This is a genomic window from Brachybacterium sp. Marseille-Q7125, assembly GCF_023062615.1.
Taxonomy (GTDB): domain Bacteria; phylum Actinomycetota; class Actinomycetes; order Actinomycetales; family Dermabacteraceae; genus Brachybacterium.
The window spans coordinates 1-21729 of record NZ_JALLAL010000004.1; the positions used below are offsets into that span (position 1 = coordinate 1).

At 70.7% G+C, this 21729-nt stretch carries 20 protein-coding genes; 6 read left to right on the forward strand and 14 right to left on the reverse strand.

The annotated features are described in order from the left end of the window. Window positions 1–87 precede the first annotated feature (87 nt). From MU407_RS02010 to MU407_RS02020, 3 genes are read right to left on the reverse strand one after another with little or no spacing between them, the layout of a single operon-like run. A complete protein-coding gene (locus tag MU407_RS02010) occupies window positions 88–879 on the reverse strand; it encodes a hypothetical protein (protein WP_246954923.1) in 792 nt (263 codons plus the stop codon). Further along, window positions 876–1706 carry an ABC transporter ATP-binding protein gene (locus tag MU407_RS02015; RefSeq protein ID WP_246954924.1) on the reverse strand — a complete coding sequence of 277 codons (831 nt, stop codon included), beginning with the start codon at window positions 1704–1706 and terminating at the stop codon, window positions 876–878. The genes MU407_RS02010 and MU407_RS02015 overlap by 4 nt, the downstream gene beginning before the upstream one ends. Beyond that, complete coding sequence (locus tag MU407_RS02020; RefSeq protein ID WP_102234799.1) at window positions 1703–2068, reverse strand: GntR family transcriptional regulator; 366 nt, start codon at window positions 2066–2068, stop codon at window positions 1703–1705. The genes MU407_RS02015 and MU407_RS02020 overlap by 4 nt, the downstream gene beginning before the upstream one ends. 180 nt (window positions 2069–2248) lie before the next feature. On the opposite strand from MU407_RS02020, the gene purB reads away from it, so the two are divergent. Together purB and ppdK are read left to right on the forward strand one after the other, a co-directional pair. After that, on the forward strand, window positions 2249–3655 hold the full coding sequence (gene purB / locus MU407_RS02025) for an adenylosuccinate lyase (RefSeq protein ID WP_246954925.1): 1407 nt from the start codon (window positions 2249–2251) through the stop codon (window positions 3653–3655). Window positions 3656–3793: 138 nt separating this feature from the next. Further along, window positions 3794–6505: a pyruvate, phosphate dikinase gene (ppdK, locus tag MU407_RS02030; protein ID WP_246954926.1), complete on the forward strand. Its 2712-nt coding sequence runs from the start codon at window positions 3794–3796 to the stop codon at window positions 6503–6505. Between the two features lie 116 nt (window positions 6506–6621). Here ppdK and MU407_RS02035 read toward each other — a convergent pair whose 3' ends face one another. Beyond that, window positions 6622–7344 (reverse strand): SDR family oxidoreductase, encoded by a 723-nt coding sequence (locus MU407_RS02035; RefSeq protein WP_102234802.1) that lies wholly within the window; start codon window positions 7342–7344, stop codon window positions 6622–6624. Between the two features lie 104 nt (window positions 7345–7448). On the opposite strand from MU407_RS02035, the gene MU407_RS02040 reads away from it, so the two are divergent. Continuing rightward, window positions 7449–8378: a type II CAAX endopeptidase family protein gene (locus MU407_RS02040; RefSeq protein ID WP_233190557.1), complete on the forward strand. Its 930-nt coding sequence runs from the start codon at window positions 7449–7451 to the stop codon at window positions 8376–8378. Window positions 8379–8503: 125 nt separating this feature from the next. Here MU407_RS02040 and MU407_RS02045 read toward each other — a convergent pair whose 3' ends face one another. The 10 genes from MU407_RS02045 to mshD form a co-directional block, all read right to left on the reverse strand. Further along, on the reverse strand, window positions 8504–8830 hold the full coding sequence (locus MU407_RS02045; RefSeq protein WP_102234803.1) for a rhodanese-like domain-containing protein: 327 nt from the start codon (window positions 8828–8830) through the stop codon (window positions 8504–8506). Between the two features lie 46 nt (window positions 8831–8876). Further along, window positions 8877–10229, reverse strand: coding sequence for an FtsX-like permease family protein (locus MU407_RS02050; protein ID WP_102234804.1), 1353 nt, complete (start codon window positions 10227–10229; stop codon window positions 8877–8879). Beyond that, entirely contained in the window at window positions 10226–11029 is an 804-nt protein-coding gene (locus MU407_RS02055; protein WP_233190582.1) for an ABC transporter ATP-binding protein, read from the reverse strand. Before MU407_RS02055 ends, MU407_RS02050 begins: the two co-directional genes overlap by 4 nt. A gap of 569 nt (window positions 11030–11598) precedes the next feature. Further along, on the reverse strand, window positions 11599–12384 hold the full coding sequence (gene pstB, locus MU407_RS02060) for a phosphate ABC transporter ATP-binding protein PstB (protein ID WP_246954927.1): 786 nt from the start codon (window positions 12382–12384) through the stop codon (window positions 11599–11601). Between the two features lie 31 nt (window positions 12385–12415). Further along, entirely contained in the window at window positions 12416–13582 is a 1167-nt protein-coding gene (gene pstA, locus MU407_RS02065) for a phosphate ABC transporter permease PstA (protein ID WP_246954928.1), read from the reverse strand. 13 nt (window positions 13583–13595) lie between these two features. After that, window positions 13596–14507, reverse strand: coding sequence for a phosphate ABC transporter permease subunit PstC (gene pstC / locus MU407_RS02070; RefSeq protein WP_246955012.1), 912 nt, complete (start codon window positions 14505–14507; stop codon window positions 13596–13598). Between the two features lie 169 nt (window positions 14508–14676). Next, the gene (pstS, locus tag MU407_RS02075) at window positions 14677–15849 is read right to left on the reverse strand and encodes a phosphate ABC transporter substrate-binding protein PstS (protein ID WP_246954929.1); all 1173 of its coding nucleotides are present in this window, start codon (window positions 15847–15849) and stop codon (window positions 14677–14679) included. Between the two features lie 355 nt (window positions 15850–16204). Then, window positions 16205–16618, reverse strand: a complete 414-nt coding sequence (locus tag MU407_RS02080; RefSeq protein WP_246954931.1) for a DUF4190 domain-containing protein — start codon at window positions 16616–16618, stop codon at window positions 16205–16207. A 136-nt stretch (window positions 16619–16754) separates the two neighbouring features. Next, window positions 16755–17699: an NUDIX hydrolase gene (locus tag MU407_RS02085; protein ID WP_102234809.1), complete on the reverse strand. Its 945-nt coding sequence runs from the start codon at window positions 17697–17699 to the stop codon at window positions 16755–16757. Between the two features lie 3 nt (window positions 17700–17702). After that, entirely contained in the window at window positions 17703–18722 is a 1020-nt protein-coding gene (gene mshD, locus MU407_RS02090; protein WP_246954933.1) for a mycothiol synthase, read from the reverse strand. A gap of 174 nt (window positions 18723–18896) precedes the next feature. On the opposite strand from mshD, the gene MU407_RS02095 reads away from it, so the two are divergent. The 3 genes from MU407_RS02095 (at window position 18897) to MU407_RS02105 (ending at window position 21662) form a co-directional block, all read left to right on the forward strand. Continuing rightward, on the forward strand, window positions 18897–19646 hold the full coding sequence (locus MU407_RS02095; protein ID WP_102234811.1) for a hypothetical protein: 750 nt from the start codon (window positions 18897–18899) through the stop codon (window positions 19644–19646). A gap of 194 nt (window positions 19647–19840) precedes the next feature. Beyond that, on the forward strand, window positions 19841–20458 hold the full coding sequence (locus MU407_RS02100; protein ID WP_102234812.1) for an FABP family protein: 618 nt from the start codon (window positions 19841–19843) through the stop codon (window positions 20456–20458). Next, window positions 20451–21662: a glycine cleavage T C-terminal barrel domain-containing protein gene (locus tag MU407_RS02105; protein ID WP_246954936.1), complete on the forward strand. Its 1212-nt coding sequence runs from the start codon at window positions 20451–20453 to the stop codon at window positions 21660–21662. The genes MU407_RS02100 and MU407_RS02105 overlap by 8 nt, the downstream gene beginning before the upstream one ends. Window positions 21663–21729: the final 67 nt, after the last annotated feature.

The window sequence follows — 21729 nt, forward strand, 5'->3', positions numbered from 1 at the left end:
CGTTGAATAGCTTAAGATGAGATTGCGCTGTGCATCATATATTTTCACTCCGTCTGTATACTAGATTTCTTTGTTCTTTTTTTTTTTTTATATTATCCCGCAGCCCACGAAATCCACCACAGGGGGTTCCGCCGGCAGCGTCAGATGTGTATAAGACCCCGCTCCCGGATCGCCCGGCACCGAGCCGTCCACCCCCCGTGCCGCCGCGGCCGCGGCCACCGCCAGGAGCACCGCACCCACCGTCACAACCACCATCTCGGTGATGCTCGAGGGCGTGAGCTGGACGCTGATCGGAAGCGAGGTCAGCAGCGTCACGAGACCCACGCAGGCCACGACGCCCACGATCCAGTGGAAGCGCATGAACGCCATGCCGACCAGGTAGCCGAGTGCGGCACCGGCCGGGATCTTCACCGCGGCGGGGATGAGCTGCACGAGCGGGTGCATCGACCCCTCCAGCAGCTGCGGCGCGGGGTTCAGGGCGAGGGCCACGAGCACGGCGAGCAGCACGAGCACCCACAGCACCACGGCGGTGCCGGCGAGGTACCGGGCGGATTCGCGCCAGGTGGCGCGGCGGGTGAGGCCCGCGCTCACGCTCACGCGGCTCATGCACGCGGTGATGACCCCGTAGACGAGGGCGCAGATCATGGCGGCGTGGATCAGCGGCAGCGCCGCGCCCCAGCCGCGCATGCCGCCCTCCCCGAGGCCCCACTGTGCGGGGTTGCCGGTGACCTCGATGTCCACGCCGAGGGTCATCAGGCGTGGGAGGAGCACGGGCAGCAGCAGGCCGATCGTGTGCGCGGCGGCCACGACGATCAGGCCGATGAGGAACAGCCCGCTGTGCTCGCGCGGAAGGCTGCGCAGGGTGTGATGCGTGGTCATGACAGCTCCTTCGGGGTGGTCGGGGCATGCGGGGCGCTCTGGCCCGTCGGCTCGGTCTCGGTCAGGCGGATCAGCACATCGGTCAGGTCCGGGAGCCGCTCCGGGGTCGCGGGATCGGCGTGGCGGGCACGGACCGCATCGGCCTCCCCGGCATCCAGCAGGCGCCCCTCGTGCAGCAGGATCACGTCCTCCAGCAGGTCAGAGACTTCCTCGATGAGGTGGCTGGACAGCACGATGGTGCGCGGATGCTCGGCGTAGTCGGCGAGCAGCTCGGTGGTGAACTGGCGACGCACCACCGCATCCATCCCCAGATGCACCTCGTCGAAGATGGTCAGCGGTGCCCGGGAGGCAAGCCCGAGGACGGCGGAGAAGGCGGAGAGCTGGCCGCGCGAGAGGCTCTCGGGCCGGTCCTTCGCGGGGTCGAGCTTCCACTGCTCGAGCAGCCGATCGGCAAGACCCTGATCCCAGGTGGGGCGGGTTTCGGCCCACAGCTCGAGGGTGTCGCGCAGCCGGTAGTCGGCGAACACGCGGGTCTCGGAGGAGACGAGCGCGACTGCGGCCATGCGCTCGGTGTCCTCCCACACGGACGCCTCGTCGACGAGGACGCGACCGCTGGTGGCGCGGTTCTGGCCTGCGAGCAGCATGGCGAGGGTGGTCTTGCCGGAGCCGTTGCGGCCCAGCAGGCCGGTGATCACGCCGGGCCGCAGCGCGAGCGTGAGGTTCTGCAGCGCCGTCGTGCCGCGGCGGTAGCGGTAGGTGACGTCCTCCAACCGGGCACTGGCCGGTCCGGCCAACGGGTTCGGCATGCGGTCAGGGCGGGTGCTCATGACTCCTCCAGAATGCTCAGGGCGAGGTCGCGGATCTGCTCAGGGGTGAGGCCCAGGGCCCGGCCGCGTTCGAGCGCGGGGGCGAGGACCTGTTCGCGGTAGGCCCGTCGGCCCTCGTCACGCAGGAGGTCCGCGGCCTGCTCGGTGACGAACATGCCCAGTCCGCGGCGCTTTTCGATCAGGCCCTCCTGGACCAGCTGCCCGAAGGCCTTGTTCGCCGTGGCGGGGTTGATGCGGTAGGTGGTCGCGTACTGGGTGGTGGACATGATCTGGTCGCCGGAGGCGAGGTCCCCGGTGAGGATCTGCGCGCGGATCTGCTCAGCGATCTGCACGTAGATCGGGGCGTCGCTCGTGAACTCCATGCCCTCCTCCTCGGTTAGTTACATGAGTAGTGAACCATAGGGGTGGGGTGGGCGCAAGAGGGACTTGCGCGGGACGGCGCCCCGGGGCCGACGGGGGCTGCGGGCAGCATTAGCCGTGCGGGCCACGGAGCATCGACCGTGGGGGCCAGACAGCACCGGCCGTGAGGGACAATGGGCCTCATGCCGCAGCCTTTCGCCGATATCACTCCCCCGATCGCCCTCACGCCCCTGGACGGCCGCTACCGCGCCCAGGTCTCCCCGCTCGTCGACCACCTCTCCGAGGCCGCGCTGAACCGCTCCCGCCTGGTGGTGGAGACCGAGTGGATGATCCACCTGCTGGATTCCGGGGCGATCCCCGGTCTGCGCGACCTCACCGACGCCGAGCGCACCTTGCTGCGCGCCATCCCCGAGGACTTCGGCGCTGAGGGGATCGCCGAGCACGCCGAGATCGAGCGTGAGACCGTCCACGACGTCAAGGCCGTGGAGTACTACATCAAGCGTCGGCTCGCTGGCACCTCGCTTGAGCCGCTCGCCGAGGTGGTGCACATCTACTGCACCAGCGAGGACATCAACAACCTCTCCTACGCGCTGATGATCCGCGGCGCTGTGCACGAGGTGTGGCTGCCAGCCTACGAGGCGCTCATCGCCGAGCTTGCCGAGCTCGCCCGCGCCACCGCTGAGGTGCCGATGCTCTCGCGCACCCACGGCCAGCCGGCCACCCCCACCACGCTCGGCAAGGAGTTGGCGGTGTTCGTGCATCGGCTGCGCCGCCAGGCCCGTCGGATCACCGCCGATGAGATGCTCGGCAAGATCAACGGCGCGACCGGCACCTACGCCGCACACGCCATCTCCGTGCCGGACACCGACTGGGAGCAGATCTCGCGGACCTTCGTGGAGCACCTGGGGCTCACCTGGAACCCGCTGACCACGCAGATCGAATCGCACGACTGGCAGGCCGAGGTGTACGCGGACATCGCTCGCGCCGGGCGGATCCTGCACAACTTCGCCACCGATGTGTGGACCTACATCTCGCTGGGGTACTTCCGGCAGCGGCTGTCCGCGCAGGGCGGCACCGGCTCCTCAACCATGCCGCACAAGGTGAACCCCATCCGCTTCGAGAACGCCGAGGCGAACCTCGAGATCTCCGGGGCGCTGCTGGATTCGCTCAGCCAGACGCTGGTCACCTCGCGCCTGCAGCGCGACCTCACCGACTCCACGACGCAGCGCAACATCGGCCCGGCGCTCGGGCATTCGCTGCTGGCCATCTCTAATCTGCGCAAGGGTCTCGCGGGCTTGGACGTGGATGCCGACGCCATGGCCGCGGACCTCGATGGGAACTGGGAGGTGCTCGGCGAAGCGGTGCAGTCGGTCATGCGGACCCTCGGTGTGCAGGGCGTCGAGGGCATGGAGAACCCGTACGAGCGGCTCAAGGATCTCACCCGCGGCCAGCGCGTGGACGGGCCCGCGATGCGCGAGTTCATCGGCTCGCTCGGGCTGCCCGAGGCGGAGCGCGAGCGGCTGCTGGCCCTCACGCCCGCGACATACACCGGCTGCGCCGCCGAGCTGCTGCGGCACCTGGAGGGCTGAGCGCGGGCGCGCTCGAGACTCCGCCGAAGGTCCCCGGCGCGACCGGTGGAGGCGAGGCACGATGACCCCACAGCCCACCGTCGACGAGGACGGGCAGCCGACGCCGCCGTCGGCCCGGGCACAAGGAGGCTCACCGCGATGACCACGTACGTCTACCCCTTCAGCGCCGGCTCGATGGAGCAGAAGGACCTGCTCGGCGGCAAGGGCGCGAACCTGGCGGAGATGACTCGGATGGGGCTGCCGGTCCCGCCGGGCTTCACCATCACCACCGAGGCCTGCCGCTACTTCATGCACCACGGGGACATTCCCGCGGGACTCGCCGAGCAGATCCGCGAGCAGCTCATCGGCGTGGAAGAGTCCATCGGCCGCCGCTTCGGCGACCCGCACGAGCCGCTGCTGGTGTCCGTGCGCTCCGGGGCCGCGCGCTCCATGCCCGGGATGATGGAGACGGTGCTGAACGTCGGGCTGAACGATGAGACGGTGCACGGGCTTGCCGCGATGGCCGGCGGCGATGAGCGGTTCGCGATGGACTCCTACCGGCGGCTGCTGCAGATGTTCGGCCGCACCGTGCAGGACATCGACGCGGACCTCTTCGAGGAGGTCCTGGACCGCCAGAAGGCCGAGCGCGGCGTGGCCACCGACGTGGAGCTGTCGGCCGCGGACATGGAGCGCGTGGTCGAGGAGTTCAAGGCGATCATCCGCCGCGAGACCGGGGCGGATTTCCCGCAGGATCCGCACGAGCAGCTGCATCGGTCGATGCTCGCGGTGTTCCGCTCCTGGAACGCGCCGCGCGCGATCGTGTTCCGCAACGCCGAGCGGATCTCGCATGAGTCCGGCACCGCGGTGAACATCGGCGCGATGGTGTTCGGCAACCTCGATGAGGACTCCGCGACCGGCGTCGGCTTCACGCGCGACCCCGCCACCGGCGCCCCCGGCATCTACGGCGACTTCCTGGTGCGCGCGCAGGGCGAGGACGTGGTCGCCGGGATCCGCAACACCCGCTCCCTCCCCGAGCTCGAACAGGTCATGCCGGAGGTGTATGCCCAGCTCAGCGGCATCATGGAGCAGCTCGAGGAGCACTACCGGGACCTGTGCGATATCGAGTTCACCGTCGAGTCCGGGACCCTGTGGATGCTGCAGACCCGGGTGGGCAAACGCACCGCCGCCGCGGCGTTCCGCATCGCCGCAACCCTCGTCGAGGAGGGCACGATCAGCGCGGAGGAAGCTCTGACCAGGGTGTCCGGCGCGGAGCTGACGCGGCTGATGTTCCCGCACTTCGCCCCGGATCCCGGCCGACGGGCCATCGCCCGCGGCATGAACGCCTCCCCCGGAGCGGCCGTCGGTCCCCTGGCCTTCACGAACGAAGAGGCCGAAGCCGCCCAGTGGGACGGCACCCCCGCGATCCTGGTGCGTCGCGAGACCAACCCCGACGACCTGGCCGGCATGATCGCCGCCGCCGGGGTGCTGACCGCCCGCGGCGGCCGCACCAGCCACGCCGCTGTGGTGGCGCGCGGGCTCGGCCGCACCTGCGTGGTGGGGGTGGAGGCCCTCGAGGTCGACGAGGCCGACGGAGTGATCCGCCTGAACGGGGAGATCGCGGCCCGACGGGGCGATGAGATCTCCATCGATGGCACCACCGGGGAGGTGTTCCTCGGGGCGCAGCCGGTCGAGCCCTCCGATGTGGCGCGGTACCTCAGCGGTGAGGTGACCGTGGAGCAGGCCGCCGCCGGGGAGGCCGGGGAGCTTGTGCAGGCGGTGCACCTGCTGATGGGGGTCGCGGACCGGGTGCGGCGCCTGCGGGTGCGCGCCAACGCCGACACCCCCGAAGATGCGGCGCGAGCCCGCGACATGGGCGCCGAGGGCATCGGCCTGGCCCGCACCGAGCACATGTTCCTCGGGGACCGTCGGCCCCTCGTAGAGGCCCTCATCCTCGCTGCCACCCCCGGGGAGCGGCAGGTGGCGCTCGATGCGCTGCTGCCGCTGCAGCGCGGGGACTTCCTCGCGCTCATGCAGGAGATGGGCGAGCGGCCGGTGACGATCCGTCTGCTGGATCCGCCGTTGCACGAGTTCCTGCCGGATATCACCGAGCTGTCGGTGCGGATCGCCCGCGCGGAGGAGCACGAGGGCGCCACCGAGCATGATCTGCGGCTGCTGGATGCGGTGCGTCGCCTGCACGAGCAGAACCCGATGCTGGGGCTGCGCGGTGTGCGGCTGGGTCTGTCGATCCCGGGGCTGTACGGCATGCAGGTCCGCGCGATCCTCGAAGCGGAGGCACTCGCGCTCGCCGACGGCGGGGCGCCGCGAGTGGAGATCATGATCCCGCTGGTCAGCTCCGTGCGGGAGGTGCGGGAGATCAAACAGGAGCTGCTGGCGGTGCGCGATGACGTGCGGCGCGAAAGCGGCCAGGACCTCACCACCACCATCGGCACCATGATCGAGCTGCCGCGGGCGGCGCTGCGGGCCGACGAGATCGCGCAGGAAGCCGAGTTCTTCTCCTTCGGCACGAACGACCTCACGCAGACCACGTGGGGCTTCAGCCGCGACGACGTGGAGGCCGGGTTCTTCTTCACCTACCGCGACCGCGGGATCCTGCTGATCAGTCCGTTCGAGTCGCTGGATCAGTTCGGGGTGGGCGAGCTGGTGCGGATCGGCACCGAGCGCGGCCGCTCCACCCGGCCGGGCCTGAAGGTGGGCGTGTGCGGCGAGCACGGCGGCGACCCGGCATCGATCCACTTCTTCCACTGGGCGGGCCTGGACTACGTCTCCTGCTCCCCGTTCCGCGTGCCCGTGGCCCGGCTCGAAGCCGGCCGCGCAGCCCTGCTCGAGGAGGAGTTCACCCCGCAGCACTGAGACGTGGCGCGGGCGCCCGCCCAGCTCCCTTCATCACGCGCTCCGCGCTTTTCCAGGCATCCGCGGCCCGAACATGCCCGGAAAAGTGCGAAGCGGCGAGAAGGCGGCGCTCCGCCTCAGCGCGGGCGCACGGAAAGGGTGTCGATGCTGGCGTCGGGCGGCAGGCGCAGCGCGAGCCCCACGGTCACCGCGACCGTCGCGGGCTTCATGTAGTCGTCCTCACGGTACTCGCCACGCTCAAAAGAGCGCAGTTCACGCTGCATATCGGTGGCAACCCGACCGGGGTGCAAGGAGCTGACGCGCACCCCGTGCTCATGCTCCTCGATCCGCAGTGCGTCTGTGAACGCCCGCAGCGCGAACTTCGAGGCCGAGTACGCGCCACCCCCGGATCCGGCCCGGAAGCCGGAGCCGGAGTTGATGGTCACGACGGTCCCGCGGGCCTGCCGCAGCGCCGGAAGCAGCAGGCGCGTCAGCTCCGCGACCGCCACCACGTTGACGGCGAAGGACCGCGTCCACTCCCCCGCCGACAGATCCTCGACGGTGCCGCTGACCAGGATTCCTGCAGAGTGCACCACCCCGGCAAGGCCCTCCGGCAGCTCCAGGGCCGCAACCGCCCGGCCCAAGGCGTCCACATCCGTGAGGTCCGCGGCGAAAGGTTCGGCTGAGGGGAACGCTGAGGCGAGATCAGCGAGCATATCCGCATCGCGCCCGCCCAAGATGAGGTGATGGTCAGCGGCGAGCTCATCGGCGATCGCTCGGCCGATGCCGCGGCTCGCACCGGTGATGAGAACGGCGGGTCGACGGGTCGTGGGCACGGGATCAGCGTCGGTGATGCTCATGCCTCGAGTCTGGCACGCCCCCGTCGGCCCCGCGATGGGGGCATGCGATGGGACCCGGGAGGGGACTTCGCGATGGGACCCGCGGTGGATGGGACCATGGGGAGGTGCGCACCCCCGAACCTCCCGGCTCTGGCCCCGCCGCCGTCCCGCCAGCCGACAGCGCCGGCAGCACCCCGGCCACCGGCGCCGACGCGAGCCGCGGCATGGACGCCGATTCCCGGGACCGGGCCGACGCCGGCTCCCGAGGCCAGGCCGACGCGAGCCTCCCGACCAGCACCTCCCCCACCCCGAACCGACGCCTGCTGGGCGCCGAAGTGGTGATCGTGCTCGCGCTGTCGCTGGGGCGCAGCGCCGTGTATTCGCTGCTCGCACTGCTGCAGGCCCTCGCGGCGGGGCCGCTGAAGGGGCAATCCACGGCGCTGAATCCTTCCCGCGACCCCAGCCCCTGGTGGGATCTGCTGCAGCAGCTGCTGTCGATCACGTTCACGCTCATGCCCGTGGCGCTCGTGATCCTGCTGGTCACGCTCACCGCGGGGTCGCTGCGGCAGGCGCTCGCGGATCTGGGGCTCGCCGCGGACCGGCCCGCCCGCGACCTGCTGCACGGGGTGTTCATCACGGCCGGGATCGGCATCCCGGGCCTGGCGATCTACTACACCGGGCGCGCCCTCGGGCTGACCGTGGAGGTGATCCCCGCGGCGCTGGACACGTACTGGTGGACGGTGCCGGTGCTGATCCTCCACGCGCTGAAGAACGCGCTGCTCGAAGAGGTCGTGGTGGTGGGCTACCTGTACCGGCGCCTCGAGGCGATCGGGTGGACGCCCCGGCGCATCATCATCGCCTCGGCGGTGCTGCGCGGGGCGTACCACACGTATCAGGGCATCGGCCCGGGGCTTGCGAACCTCGTGATGGGGCTGCTGTTCGGGGAGTGGTTCCGACGCACCGGGCGCACCCTGCCGCTGGTCATCGCCCACACCCTGCTGGATGTCGTGGCGTTCGTGGGGTACGCGCTGCTGCGCGATGTGCTGCCGCTGTGATCAGCGGGCGCCGGGCGCCCGTTCTCTCGGTTGGCCCGACGGGGCAGACAGGGCGCACCCGATGGGCTGACGGGGCGCGCCCGACGGGGCAGACGGGTCGGGAGGGCCGAGGGGCCCCGCCGCCGTCACAGGACGTAGGGCTCGCCGTCCCCGTCGGACTCCAGCGGCAGACCGTCCTCGATCCACGCGCCCATACCGCCGGACACGTCGATCGCGTCGAAGCCGTTGCCGTTCAGCCACTGGGTGACCTGGCGGCTGCGGCCACCGGAGCGGCAGATGATGTACAGGTCCGCATCGTCCTCGGGCAGCTGGTCGAGGTTCTGCAGCAGGGTGCTGGCGGGCAGGTGCTGGGCGCCCGGCGCATGCCCGGCGTCCCATTCCTGCTGCTCGCGCACATCCAGCAGATGCGCGCCGTCCGGCACGTCCTTGGGGGTCACGGAGGGAATGTCCATACCCCCAGGGTACGCACGCCGCCCAGCGACCGCGGCCCCGCTTGCCTCATCCCACCGGTCGCAGCGCGTAGCGGCGCACGAGCGGCGAAGCCACCAGCACTGCGCCGATCACCAGCGCATACGCCCCGACCACGCTCGCGAGGTACTGCACGGCTGCGGCAGGGTTCGCGGTGTTGAACCCGAGCGCCGCGACCACCATGGCGGAGGTTAGGATCGCAAGCACCGTGCTGAGCACGACGGGCACCGAGATCTCGGCGATGCGGGCGCGGTGCAGCTGCGGCACCTGAGCACCTGCGATGTGCTGACTGCGCAGCACGGGCGCCTGGTCGATCACGCGCGCGGTCTGGGTGACGCCGGTGGAGACGGCGGCGAGCACCGCGGCGATCCCCAGGGTCAGCACGCCACCGGTCGCAAGCGCCGTGGTCATCATCGCCTCTTCCGGGGTGGTGGGCTCGGACAGCAGCGACAGGACCGTCAGGAACCCGGCGATGACCAGGGCGAAGGTGATGCCGGAGACGGCGCGCCAGCCGGCCCGCGGGTCGGCGGCCAGGCGCCGGGCTCCCACCAGCAGCGCCGGGCTCGGGGCGAGGCGGGCGAGGAGCCGCGCGGTGATCCACACGACGAAGGGGCCGACGACGTTCAGGCCCGCCACGATCGCGCCGACGAACACGACGGTGACCACGATGACGAACCCCCCGTCGGCCACGTCACCGAACAGTGCCCCGCCCACCTGGGAGAACACGAGGAAACCGAGCACCGCGGCACCCCAGACGAGCACGCGGATGACGCTCATGCGCACCACGCGGGAGTCTCGGGCCACGCCCAGGGGGCTGAGGACCACGCCGGTCAGGGAGATCGCAGCGGAGCCGGAGGCCAGCACCACCACCCCGAGCACGAGCAGCGGGTATGCCCACCAGGGCATGAGCAGGTCCGCGGTGGTGAAGGGCGCGATCCCGAAGTCCAGGCGCGACAGCGGCGGGCTGACCAGGATGTGCAGGACGATGCCCACGATGCTGCCCAGCAGCGCCTGCGCGGCGACGTCGAGCACGGCGATTCCGCCGACCTGCGCGCTGGTGCCGCCGATCAGACGGGTCGTGGCCAGGTCTTTCTCCCGGCGAGCGAGGGACAGCCGCGCCGCAGAGCCGCCGAGGCCCATGGCGCTCGGGACCAGCAGCACGCAGGCGACGACCGCGCACAGCACGAGGAGGCCGATGATCGAGCCCTCGCCGGTGCGCGGGATCTGCCCGCCCTCGGGGAGGCGGCCGATGAACGCGGCGGTACCGCCGAGGACGGTCGCGAGGATCGCGGTGGCGGCGGCGAACGCGATGATCGGCAGGATGTCGGCGAGAGCGCCGCGACGGCGCAGCAACAATGGGGCGGCTGTGAGCAGGGCGTTCATCGGGTCACCTCGGTGGGGTGGACGGTGGTGCCAGGGCCGACGGGGGCCATACCGGTCTGAGCCGTGGCAGGGCCGACAGGGGCGTGTCCGACGGGGCCGCGCTGCACCTCCGCGTCGGGCCGCACGAACTCCTGGGCGATCCGCCCATCGCGCATCGCGACGGTGCGGCGGCATACGGCCGCGACCTGCGGGTCATGCGTGACCATGACGAGCGCCGCGCCGCTGTCGTGGCAGGAGCTGACCAGCACATCGAGCACGGAATGCCCGGTGGCCTGGTCGAGGGCCCCCGTGGGCTCATCCGCGAACACGACCGACGGGCGGCCGGCGAGGGCGCGGGCGATCGCGACGCGCTGCGCCTGCCCACCGGACAGCTGGGTGGGTCGACGATCGTGCATGCCCGCCAGTCCCAGGCGGTCCAGCCAGGCACGCGCCTCCTTCGTCGCGGCGCGACGCGAGGTGCCGCCGAGCATGCGCGGCAGGATCACGTTCTCGAGCGCGGTGAGCTCGGGCAGCAGCTGGCCGTCCTGGAACACGAAGCCGAAGGCGCTGCGGCGCAGGCGGGTGCGGCGGTGGTCGCTGAGGGAGGCGAGGTCGGTGCCGTCGTGCAGAACGGTGCCGGAGGTGGGCTGAAGGATCCCGGCGAGGGTGTGCAGCAGCGTGGTCTTGCCGCAGCCGGAAGGGCCCATGACGGCGAGGGAGTCCGCCGCGGCGATGTCGAGGTCCACGCCGTCCAGCGCGGTGGTGCTGGCACCGTCGCCGCCGTAGACCTTGGTGAGCGCGCGCCCAGCAAGGACCGGCACGAGCCCGATGGGGGCCGGGGCGGCAGCGGGATGCTGGGTCGCAGCGCCGACGGGCTGTGCCGCGGCGTGCGCAGGGTGCACAGCAGCGGGCGCCGAGGCGGCAGCAGGCTGCGCAGCGGCCGGCACCGCGGCGGACCCGAGGTGCGCAGTGGACGTGGGATGCACAGCTCCCGCGGGCTGCGAGGCGGAGGCGCTCGGGTGTGCGCCTGCTTCGGGGCGGGCCGAGGAGTGAGAAAGCAGAGGTGCGGTGTTCATGGCCCCACCATCTCGCCGGGCCCGGGCCTGGCGCGTCGGCCCGCGGCATCATCCTGCGTCGGCGGTGTCATCCCCCAGTCGGACCCGCCCCGTCGGCCTCCTCATCCCTGCCCTGTGGGGCGCGCCACCGCCCCAGCCGCTGCCCTGCCCGCCCTTCCGATCGGGCCCCACGCGGAGCACAGCCCGCACAACGCGATCCGGCTACGTTCTAGTGGGAATAGCAGGGGTATTCCCACGGAAACGTAGCCGGATCGGGTCAGGGGCCGCCAGGTCACGTCAGGCGCTGCAGGTGATGCGCCGCAGCGCCAGCACGATCACCCGAAGCGGCCGGAGATGTAGTCCTCGGTCTCCTTGTTGCTGGGGTTGGTGAACATCTTCTCGGTGTCGTCGATCTCGATGAGATGCCCCGGCTTGCCGGTCCCGGCGATGTTGAAGAACCCGGTGCGGTCGGACACCCGCGAGGCCTGCTGCATGTTGTGAGTCACAATCACGATCGTGTACTGCTCCTTGAGCTCGTGGATCAGATCCTCGATCGCGAGCGTGGAGATCGGGTCCAGCGCCGAGCACGGCTCGTCCATGAGGACCACCTCGGGCTTGACCGCGATGGTGCGGGCGATGCACAGGCGCTGCTGCTGACCGCCCGAGAGGCCCAGGCCCGGCTTGTCCAGGCGGTCCTTGACCTCGTCCCACAGGTTCGCGCCACGCAGGGAAGTCTCCATGAGCTCCTCCTGGTCCGCCTTGGACATGCGGGTGCTGTTGAGCTTCACACCCGCCAGCACGTTGTCCCGGATCGACATGGTGGGGAACGGGTTGGGCTTCTGGAACACCATGCCGACGCGGCGGCGCACGTTCACCGGGTCGATACCGGAGCCGTAGATGTTACGGCCGTCGACCTCCACCAGGCCCTTCGCGTACGCGCCGGGGATGACCTCGTGCATACGGTTCAGAGTGCGCAGGAAGGTGGACTTGCCGCAGCCGGAGGGGCCGATCAGCGCGGTGACCGAGCGCGGGTGGATCTGGACGTTGACGTCCTCGACCGCCAGGAAGTCCCCGTAGTAGATGTTGAGGTTCTCGACGTTGATGGGCATCGGAGCTGCCATCGAAGGTCCTTTCGGTGCTGGGACGGCCGGCTCAGCGGCTCATCTTCGGGGAGAAGTAGTGGCTGATCACGCGGGCGATGAGGTTCAGCAGCATGACGATGAGGATCAGCGTCAGCGCTGCCGCCCAGGCGCGGTCGATGTTCGCCGAGGTCACGCACTGGTAGACCTCGCCGGTGTATGTATCGGAGACCGTATCGTTGCGGCACACCGCGCTGCCCTTGCGGTACTGGTCCATGATGAACGTCGGCAGGGTGGCCATCTGCCCCTTGAACACGTTGTAGTTCACGCTGGTAGTCATGCCGACGGTCAGCAGCAGCGGCGCGGTCTCGCCGATCACGCGGGCGATCGCGAGCGTCACCGAAGTGGCCAGGCCCGCGATCGAGGTGCGCAGCACCACGCGGATGATGGTCAGCCACTTGGGCACGCCCAGGGCGTAGGCCGCCTCGCGCAGCTCCATCGGGACCAGACGCAGCATCTCCTCGCTCGAACGGACCACGGTGGGGATCATCAGCAGCGACAGGGCGATCGCACCCATCACGCCGATGCGGGTGCCGGACTGGTCATCGGGCAGGATCGCCAGGAACAGCGCCAGGCCGAACAGACCGGCGACGATCGAGGGGATGCCGGTCATGACGTCCACCAGGAACGTCACGCCCTTGCCCAGGGTGCGCTTCCAGCCTTCCCGCGCGTACTCCACGAGGAACACGGAGGTCAGCAGACCCACGGGGATCGAGATGAGCGAGGCCCACAGGGTGATCAGCAGGGTGCCGACGATGGCGTGCCATACGCCGCCGGCGTCCGCTCCGCCGATGACACCGGACATCGGCCGGTTCCAGAAGGCGAAGGGCTCCGGATGCGCGCCGATGACGCGCGGGACGCCACGGGAGAAGACCTCCCACAGCAGCGACAGCAGCGGGAACATGGCCACCGCGAAAGCGCCGATGACGAGCGTGGTGACCACGCGGTCCTTGGCCCAGCGGGGCCCTTCCCGCAGGCGCGAGTAGATGTAGCCGATGATCACGTGCAGGAAGAACCCGAGGATCATCGCCGAGAAGACGCTGAAGGCGTCCGCGACGAACAGGATGAGGATCGCCAGCAGCAGCGCCGCAGCAGCGGTCAGCAGCATGTGCGTCCAGGGCAGGCGGCGCTCGTCGGTGCTCACCGACGGTGCGCGGGTCTCAGTGGTGGAGACGGACATCTCAGTACTCCCCTCAGGCCTTCGTGCCGGTCTTGGCGACGATCAGGCGTGCCAGCGCGTTGATCAGGAACGTGAGGACGAACAGCACCAGGCCGGTGAAGATCAGCAGCGCCATCTCATCCGGACCGGCCTCGGCCTGTTTGCGGGCGATGTACGAGGCGATCGTGGAGTGCTGCGTGGAGACCAGGATGTTCAGGTTCACGGCCATACCGGGGGACATGATCATCAACACGGCCATGGTCTCGCCGAGCGCACGGCCCAGGCCCAGCATCGAGGCGGCCACCACGCCGGAGCGGCCGAAGGGCAGCACGACGGTCTTGATGACCTCCCAGCGGGTGGCGCCGAGCGCGAGCGCTGCCTCCTCCTGCAGGCGCGGAGTCTGCAGGAACACCTCGCGGGAGACCGCGGTGATGATCGGCAGAATCATCACGGCGAGCACGACGGAGGCGGTGGCCATGTTTCGCATGGGCGGGGTGACCGGCCCGCCGAACAGCGGGATGAAGCCCAGGTACTCGTTGAGGAAGAGGAACAGCGGCTCCAGGCGGGGCACCAGCCACAGGCCGCCCCACAGACCGAAGACGACCGAGGGCACCGCGGCCAGCAGGTCCATCATGTAGCCGATGGGGCCGGCCAGGCGGCGGGGCGCGAAGTGGGAGATGAACAGCGCCACGCCCACCGCAATCGGCACGGCGATCAGCAGCGCCAGGATGGAGCTGAGGATGGTGCCGAAGACCAGCGGGATCGCGGTCTTGATGAGGGAGAACTTGCCCTCACTGCCCTTGAGCTCGGTGCTGACCATGATCGCGGGAAACGCTTCCTGCAGCAGGAAGTAGCCCACTGCGGCCAGCGTCGCGAAGATCAGCAGGCCCGAGCCCACGCTGAGGCCGGAGAAGACCTTGTCGCCCATCCGGGCGCCGCCCACCATGTCCGGCTTGGGGGGCTCCTGGACCGTGCGGTCCGTGTCCGTCGTGCTCACATCCGACCTCTCTCGGGATGGTTCAGGGATGACGCAGGGATACCGTCGGGCCCGGCATCGGGCCCGACGGTATCCCCCTCATCGAGGTTGCCCTCGGTGCGTATCAGCGGTGATGGTGTCAGCCAGCGGAGACGGCGTCCACAGCAGACTGCGCATCCCCACGCAGCGCGTCGGAGATCGGGGCGGAGCCCGCGTTCTCGGCAGCGGTCTGCTGGCCCTGCTCGGAGAGCATGTAGGACACGTACGCCTTCACAGTCTCGCCCTGCTCGGCGTCCGCGTAGGAGTCGCACATCGCCACGTAGGAGATCAGCACGATCGGGTAGGCGCCGGCCTCCTCGGTGTCACGGGCCAGCTCCACGACGATGTCGTTGTCCTCACGGCCCTCGGCGCGCGGGGAGACCTCGACGACCTTGGCCGCGGCCTCGGGGGAGTACTCGAGGAACTCGCCGCCGACCTCGACCTTGGCGATGCCCAGCTCGACCGCCTGGGAGGCGTCGAGGTAGCCGATGGTGCCCTCGGTGCCCTCGATGACGCCCTTCACACCGGAGGTGCCGTCACCGGACTGCTGGCCGTCCACGGAGGGGCCGTCGGCGTCCCAGGTCTCGAAGGTGCCGTAGCTCCAGTCGTCGCCAGCGGCCTTCTCGAGGTACTCGGTGAAGTTCTCGGTGGTGCCGGAGTCATCCGAGCGGTGCACCGGGATGATCTGGGTGTCGGGCAGGTCCGCGTCGGGGTTGTCCTTGGCGATCGCCTCGTCGTTCCACTTGGTGATCTTGCCGTCGAAGATCTTGGCGATGTTCGCGGGGGTGAGGTTCAGCTCCTCCACACCGGGCAGGTTGTAGGCCACGGCGATCGGGGAGATGTAGACCGGGAGGTTGAAGGCCTGGCCGCCGTTGCAGACGTCAGCGGACTGGGCGAGCTCCTCCTCATCCAGGGGCGCGTCGGTGCCCGCGAACTGGGTGTCGCCGTTGAGGAACTCGGCGCGGCCGTCGCCGGAGCCGATGGCGTTGTAGGAGACGGAGGCGCTGCCACCCTCCCCGGAGACCATGCCGTTGAAGGTCTCGGTCCACGCGGTCTGCGCGGCCTGCATGGAGGAGGCGCCGGAGCCCTTGATGGACCCGGTCAGCTCACCGTAGGCACCGGCCGCGGCGCCCGCACCACCGTTGTCGGAGCCGCCACCGTTGCCGGTGCCGCCGCCACCGTTGTCACCACCGCCGCCGCAGGCGGTCAGGGCGAGGCCGCCGGCGAGGCCGAGCGCGGCGAGAGAGACGAGCTTGTTCTTGCGAACGTTCACTGCGAGTCCTTTCGGGGCACTGAGGCCCGGGGAGTCCTGCGGAGGTCTGACGCCAGAGAAGCTAGGGAGGGCAGATGACGGCCGGACCGTGCTTACATGAACGGCAGGTGAACTCGGCGCCAGTAACATCAAATCCGCAGGTCAGACCTGCAAAACGATCAGGTCACAAAAGCGGTCACGAAATCATCACGGGGGCCGATGGGGCGTTTTCCGGTGATGCGCGCCACCGCGGCGCGGCACTGATACGGCAGCGGCGCGGGCAGGCGCGGGGAGGGCGCGGCGGCGGCGCGGGACGGGGTCGTCGGCGGTGCGGGACCGGTTCGACGGCGGCGTGGGAGCAGCGCCGGGCCCCGGGTCATACGGAGACGGATGCGATCAGCCCGAAATACGCGACGACGTAGAGGATTGTGAACATCAGCACCGCCATACCGACGATCGAGGTGACCAGCCCCGCGATCGACAGTCCCCTGCCCGTACCGGAGCGCTTGGCCTGCTGCAGCCCGATGATCGAGAAGATCAGCCCGAGCGGCGCGGTGAGCCCGCCGCACAGCGTCAGCGACAGAATCCCCATGACGAGGCCCACGATCCCCATTGCCGAGGAGACGCCGTCGCCTCCCGGGGCCTGGTGCTGCGGGTACGACTGATACTGCGGGTACGGCTGCTGCTGCTGCGGGTACGGCTCCTGCTGCGGGTACGGCTGCGCGGAGGAGAACTCCGGCGCGAAGGACTCCGCGCTCTGCGGGTGGTACCCCTGGTTCTGATCGGTCATGCGGATCCCCTCGATGCTCGTGCCCTGGCCTCCAGGCGCCCCATTATCAGCCGACGCTCGCTGGTCCGTCGATGCGTGCTCATCAGCCGCTGCTCGCGGGGCAGCCGATGCTCGAGCGTCAGCCGATGCTCGATCGTCAGCCGATGTTCGGCAGGTGCCGTTCGATCGCCACCACGCGGCCCTCCTCGGCGGTGTGCAGCAGCAGCGCTTCCCCCGCCGCGAGGAAAGGATCCTCCCGCGGCAGCTCGAGGGCGGCCCCGGGATCGGCCAGACCGCGCACGGCCTCGATCACCGTGGGCAGCACGGGCCGATGCGTGCACACCACCACGGGCCGGGCCTCGCGCAGCACCCGCTCCATCACCGCGGCCGTGCGCGAGGGATGCTCCTTGTGCCCTGCCTCGGTCAGCTCATCCTTGGTGCGCACCTTCAGCCCCTCGATGTCCGCGAGCGGCTCCACGGTGGCGCGGCAGCGCTGCCAGGGGCTGGAGACCACGGTCGCGGGGTCGAAGGCGTCCAGCAGCGGCGGCAGTGCCTTGGCCTGCTTCTTCCCCTTCGAGTTCAGCGGGCGGGTCTTCTCGCCCTTGCGCCACTTGGAGCGAGAGACCGCTGCGCCGTGGCGCTGCACGATGATGGTCGCGGTCTCGAGCTCATCGGCCGCGAGGTAGCGCCGCAGGGTCTCCAGCAGCACCTGGTCGCCCTGCCGGGTGACCAGCTGCGCGGCCTCCTCCAGGCTCACCCAGCGGACCGTGTCGATCTCCCCGGCGTCCTGCGGACCCGGGGCGGTCTTGGCCCGCACCGTCGCCGTCCAGTACTGCACGATCTTGGTGCGCCCATCGGGCATCAGATACACCGACGCCGGCAGGGGCCGATGCAGCCGCACCCGGTACCCGGTCTCCTCCTGCACCTCGCGCACCGCCGCGGCGGGGAAGGTCTCGTTCTTGTCGAGCTTCCCCTTGGGAATCGACCAGTCGTCGTAGCGGGGGCGGTGCACGAGCAGCACCTGCAGCGCATCGTCCTTCTCTCGCCAGGCCAGGGCGCCGGCGGCGAGGACGGGCGGTGGGTTCCCGGGAGCGACGCGCATCCCTCAGACCCTCTCCGGTCGCAGTTGCACATCCCGCCCGGAGACCGTGAAGCCCCAGCGCTCATACAGGCCCACCGCGGCGGTGGCGTCCGCCTCGACATACAGCTCTACAGCGGGCACGCCCTGGTCCTGCAGGCGGTGCAGCGCGGTCGTGAGCAGAGCGCCGGCGATGCCGCGGCCCTGCTCAGCCGGGTCGGTCGCGACGACATACACCTCGGCGTCGCTGGGCTGTGCGTCAAGGGGCGGCGCGTCGCCAGGCTGTGCGTCGCCGGGCTGCGCATCGTCGGACTGCGCGGGACCCGCGTCCGGGCCCGGCTGCTCACGCTTGATCCACACGAAGCCGATCATCTTCTCCTCGCGCCGTGCGACGTGCACATCGGCCGCATCGAACCAGTCCTGCGCGGTGCGGCGCGTGAAGTCCTCGGCGGTGAGCGCCCCCTGTTCGGGGTGGTCCGCGAAGGCCAGGGCGTTGACCTCCACCCAGCGTTCGAGCTCGCGCGGCAGGTCGATCGTGCCGAGCTGCACCTGCGCATCGCGCACCGCCGGGATCGCGGGCACGGGATGCTCAGCGTCCAGCGGGCGGCGCATGGTCAGCAGGTCGCGCGTGGGCACGAGACCCCGGGAGGTTAGCAGTGCGAGAGCTGCGGCGAGGGCCCCGTGAGCCCACACCGCTGGGGAGGCCGTGGCCTCGAGCGCGGCCTCCAGCAGGGCGCTGCCGTGTCCGCGCCGCCGATGCTGCGGATCCACCATCCCCTGGATCGTCCCGTCGGCCAGAACGCTCGCATATCCGTGCAGGTCAGCGTCGGCGTCATCCCCATCGGCCGCCTCTGTGCCATCCGCACCCGTCTGCGTGCCCGTCGCGCCCGCCTCCACCAGCAGGTGGGTGGCGCCGACGGTGGGATCATCCAGGGCCAGCAGCGCGGCCTCATCGAGGGGGCCGATGCCGTCGTGCAGGCGGGCCCGCTCGGCGAGCGCACGGACCGTCTCGCGCCGGGCGGGCGTGAGGGCGTCGGTGATGATCATGCGGTCCTTCCGGACGGGGAGGTGAAGCGCATCCGGGCCGGTGGGACCCGACGAAGAGATTCGGTCCCCGCCTGCGGACGCTCGTAGACTGCAACTGTAGCGCCCGCCGCGGCCCCCTCGGCCCTGCGGTCCGGCGCCTGTCCAGTTCATCCGATCGACTGCGAGCGAGGCCCTGTGAGAGCTCCCGAGCGCACGCCCCTGGGGGCCGCCCTGGCGCTGCTGCTGGCCCTGGTCACGCTCACGGGGCCGGCCTCTCCCGCGCTCATGGTCGGTGCGGTGTCGCTGACCGCGATCCTGCTGGGGATCGGCTGGCCGGCGTTGCTGGAGCTGCCCTCACCGCGCGGGACCCGCTGGGTGGTGAGCGGCACCGGAGTGCTCGCCGCGGTGACGATCCTGCTGGCCCCGGAGCGCATCGAACCCATCTCCGGGATTCTCATGGTGTGCGCGCTGGGGATCTTCGGCGCCTTCGTGCATCAGATGGTCCGCCCGCAGCGGGAGGAGCTCACCTTTTCCCTGACCGGAACGGTGTCGGGCGCGCTCATGGCTGGCCTGGGGGCCAGCTGGGTTCTCGCCCAGCACCTCGCGCTCGCCCAGGATCGGACGGCGCTGCTGACTGCGATCGCCCTGGGCTTGGTGTCCACGCTGCTGCTGAGAACCGCGCCGGTCCCCACGCTCGTGCAGTTCCTGCTGTCCGCAGTGATGGGTGCAGCGCTCACCGCGGTGCTGCTGATGCAGCTGTTGGGGTTGGAGCTGCTGCTGGCCTCCGGCATCGGGGCGGTCAGCGCGATCGCCGCGGCGGCGGCGCAGCAGCTGCTGGGCTCCACGCTCGTGGCCCGGGAGGCGGTGCCCTCGCTCGCCGTGGCGGCGGCGCCCGTGGCGACCGTCGGGGTGGTGGCGCTGCTCGTGGTGAGCCAGCTTCCCTGAACGGTCGCGCGGCCGTCACGCACGTGGGGTCCGCATGAGGCCTCAGCACCCGGTGCGGGCCGGTAGACTGGCGGGCATGTCCGCTCTCTCGATCTTCTTCCTCACCCTAGTCGTCCTCGTCGGCGTGGCCACGCTCGCGTTCGCCGCCCTGGTGATCGCCCGCCTGTTCAACAACTGAGCCGGGGGTTCCGTCCATGCCCATCACGCTGGACACCTCGCTCCCACCGTCGCTGTACCCCCTGGCCTGGCTGGTCGGCAGCTGGGAGGGCATCGGTGCCCTGCACGACGGTGACGATGCCTCCGTGCGCATCGAGCAGCAGCTCACGTGCACCCCGCAGGAGGACGGCACGCTGGCCTGGTCCTGCCGCACCTATCGCGTGGATGCGCCAGCCCCGCTGCCGCCCGACAGCGCTTTCGCCCGCTCCCACTCCCCCGCCGGCGGCACCGGTGAGCGCAGTCTGCTGCACCGGGAGTCCGGCGTGCTGCGCGTCGGCGATCTGCTGCCCGGCCAGGATGAGCAGGCCGCACGTGCAGCCAAGCCCGGTTCCGCGGCCAGCCAGCTCTCGTATGCGCTCAGCGCGCAGCTGCAGCGCAGCGGGGAGAGCTCCGATTCCTCGACCGTGGCGGCGGAGGAGATCTGGCAGGGCGAGGCCCGCGGCCCCCGCATCCAGCTCGCGCTCGGTGAGCGCGGCGCCATCGCGGGCACCCGCATGATCGGGTACATCTCCGGGCGGCTGATGTGGCTGTGGGAACGCCCCGGCGCCGACGGGGAGCTCGCCCCCTACCTCTCTGTGGAGCTCGACCGTGCCTGAGAACCCCCATCGTCCCCTCGTCATGAGCGGTGCTGTGCTCGGCGAGGGCCCGGATGCGGCCGTCCCCGTGCACTACGGTGCGCCGCTGCGCGAGCAGCGCCGCCTGCTGGCCGGCCGCGCCGTCGTGGATCTCGCGCAGCTGGAGCTGCTGGAGGTGCGCGGCGCCGATGCGCGCAGCTGGATCACCACCACGACGTCCCAGGTGCTCACCGATCGGCCCGTCGGCTCCTCCGCGTCGCTGGCGGTGCTGAGCCCGCAGGGGCGCGTGGAGCACCTGGCCGCCGTGGTGGTGACCGGCGAGGAGTCGCTGCTGCTGATCACCGATGCGGGGGCGCGCGCGGGCCTGCGCCGCTACCTGGAGATGATGCGCTTCGCGGCCCGCGTGGAGCTGACCGATCGCGATGACCTGCGGGTGCTGGGCGCGGTGCGGCCTGCCGACGAGGTGCTCGCCGGGCCGTCGGGGGCGTCGGTGGCGAAGGCGACGTCCGGAGACGCAGCCCTCGCGCTGCCGGAGCCGGTGGCGGTGTGGTCCGAGCCGTGGCCGGAGGTCGCGCCCGGCGGGGTGGCCTACGGGCCCGACCCCGAGGACGTCGCCCCGCAGGTGCTGACCGTGCTGGATGCTGACGCACTGGCGGCGCTGCCGTGGACCGGTGAGCTGCTGGCCGGGATGGGGTCGTGGGAGGCGCTGCGGATCGCGGCGCATCGGGCCCGCTTCGCCCGCGAGGTCGATGAGCGCAGCATCCCGCATGAGCTGGATCTGCTGCGTCGGACCGTGCACACCGCCAAGGGCTGCTACCGCGGCCAGGAGACCGTCGCGAAGGTCATGAACCTGGGGCAGCCGCCGCGCCGCCTGGTGATGCTGCACCTGGACGGCTCGCAGGATGTGCCGGTGCCGGCCGGTTCCACGGTGCGCATGGGAGGGGCCGACGGGAAGGTCGTCGGCACCGTCACGAGCTCGGCGATCCACGCGGACCTCGGGCCGATCGCGCTGGCCGTGGTCAAGCGGGCGGTGCCCGTGGGCGTGCCGCTCAGCGTGAGCGTCGCCCTCGAGGGCGCGGAGAGCGACGACGCAGACGGGACTGACGGAGCAGGCGGGGTCAGCACGGCCCGTGGGGACGGACGGGTAGCGTTCGTCGATGCCGCGCAGGAGCCGATCGTGCTGCCGCGCGACCACGGCAAGCGGCCCACCACCGCGCGGCTCTGAGCACGCAGCATGCGGAGCATCCGCGGTGGAAAGCATGCGGAGCATCCGCGGTGGGCAGGCGTCCGAG

Excerpts from the sequence above, each read along its gene's own strand:
- purB (WP_246954925.1), top strand. The coding sequence starts at position 2,249 with ATGCCGCAGCCTTTCGCCGATATCACTCCCCCGATCGCCCTCACGCCC.
- MU407_RS02015 (WP_246954924.1), bottom strand. The coding sequence starts at position 1,706 with ATGAGCACCCGCCCTGACCGCATGCCGAACCCGTTGGCCGGACCGGCC.
- pstB (WP_246954927.1), bottom strand. The coding sequence starts at position 12,384 with ATGGCAGCTCCGATGCCCATCAACGTCGAGAACCTCAACATCTACTAC.
- MU407_RS02085 (WP_102234809.1), bottom strand. The coding sequence starts at position 17,699 with ATGCGCGTCGCTCCCGGGAACCCACCGCCCGTCCTCGCCGCCGGCGCC.
- MU407_RS02020 (WP_102234799.1), bottom strand. The coding sequence starts at position 2,068 with ATGGAGTTCACGAGCGACGCCCCGATCTACGTGCAGATCGCTGAGCAG.
- MU407_RS02080 (WP_246954931.1), bottom strand. The coding sequence starts at position 16,618 with ATGACCGATCAGAACCAGGGGTACCACCCGCAGAGCGCGGAGTCCTTC.
- ppdK (WP_246954926.1), top strand. The coding sequence starts at position 3,794 with ATGACCACGTACGTCTACCCCTTCAGCGCCGGCTCGATGGAGCAGAAG.
- MU407_RS02045 (WP_102234803.1), bottom strand. The coding sequence starts at position 8,830 with ATGGACATTCCCTCCGTGACCCCCAAGGACGTGCCGGACGGCGCGCAT.
- mshD (WP_246954933.1), bottom strand. The coding sequence starts at position 18,722 with ATGATCATCACCGACGCCCTCACGCCCGCCCGGCGCGAGACGGTCCGT.
- pstA (WP_246954928.1), bottom strand. The coding sequence starts at position 13,582 with ATGTCCGTCTCCACCACTGAGACCCGCGCACCGTCGGTGAGCACCGAC.
- MU407_RS02100 (WP_102234812.1), top strand. The coding sequence starts at position 19,841 with ATGCCCATCACGCTGGACACCTCGCTCCCACCGTCGCTGTACCCCCTG.
- MU407_RS02035 (WP_102234802.1), bottom strand. The coding sequence starts at position 7,344 with ATGAGCATCACCGACGCTGATCCCGTGCCCACGACCCGTCGACCCGCC.
- MU407_RS02010 (WP_246954923.1), bottom strand. The coding sequence starts at position 879 with ATGACCACGCATCACACCCTGCGCAGCCTTCCGCGCGAGCACAGCGGG.
- pstC (WP_246955012.1), bottom strand. The coding sequence starts at position 14,507 with ATGGTGGGCGGCGCCCGGATGGGCGACAAGGTCTTCTCCGGCCTCAGC.
- MU407_RS02050 (WP_102234804.1), bottom strand. The coding sequence starts at position 10,229 with ATGAACGCCCTGCTCACAGCCGCCCCATTGTTGCTGCGCCGTCGCGGC.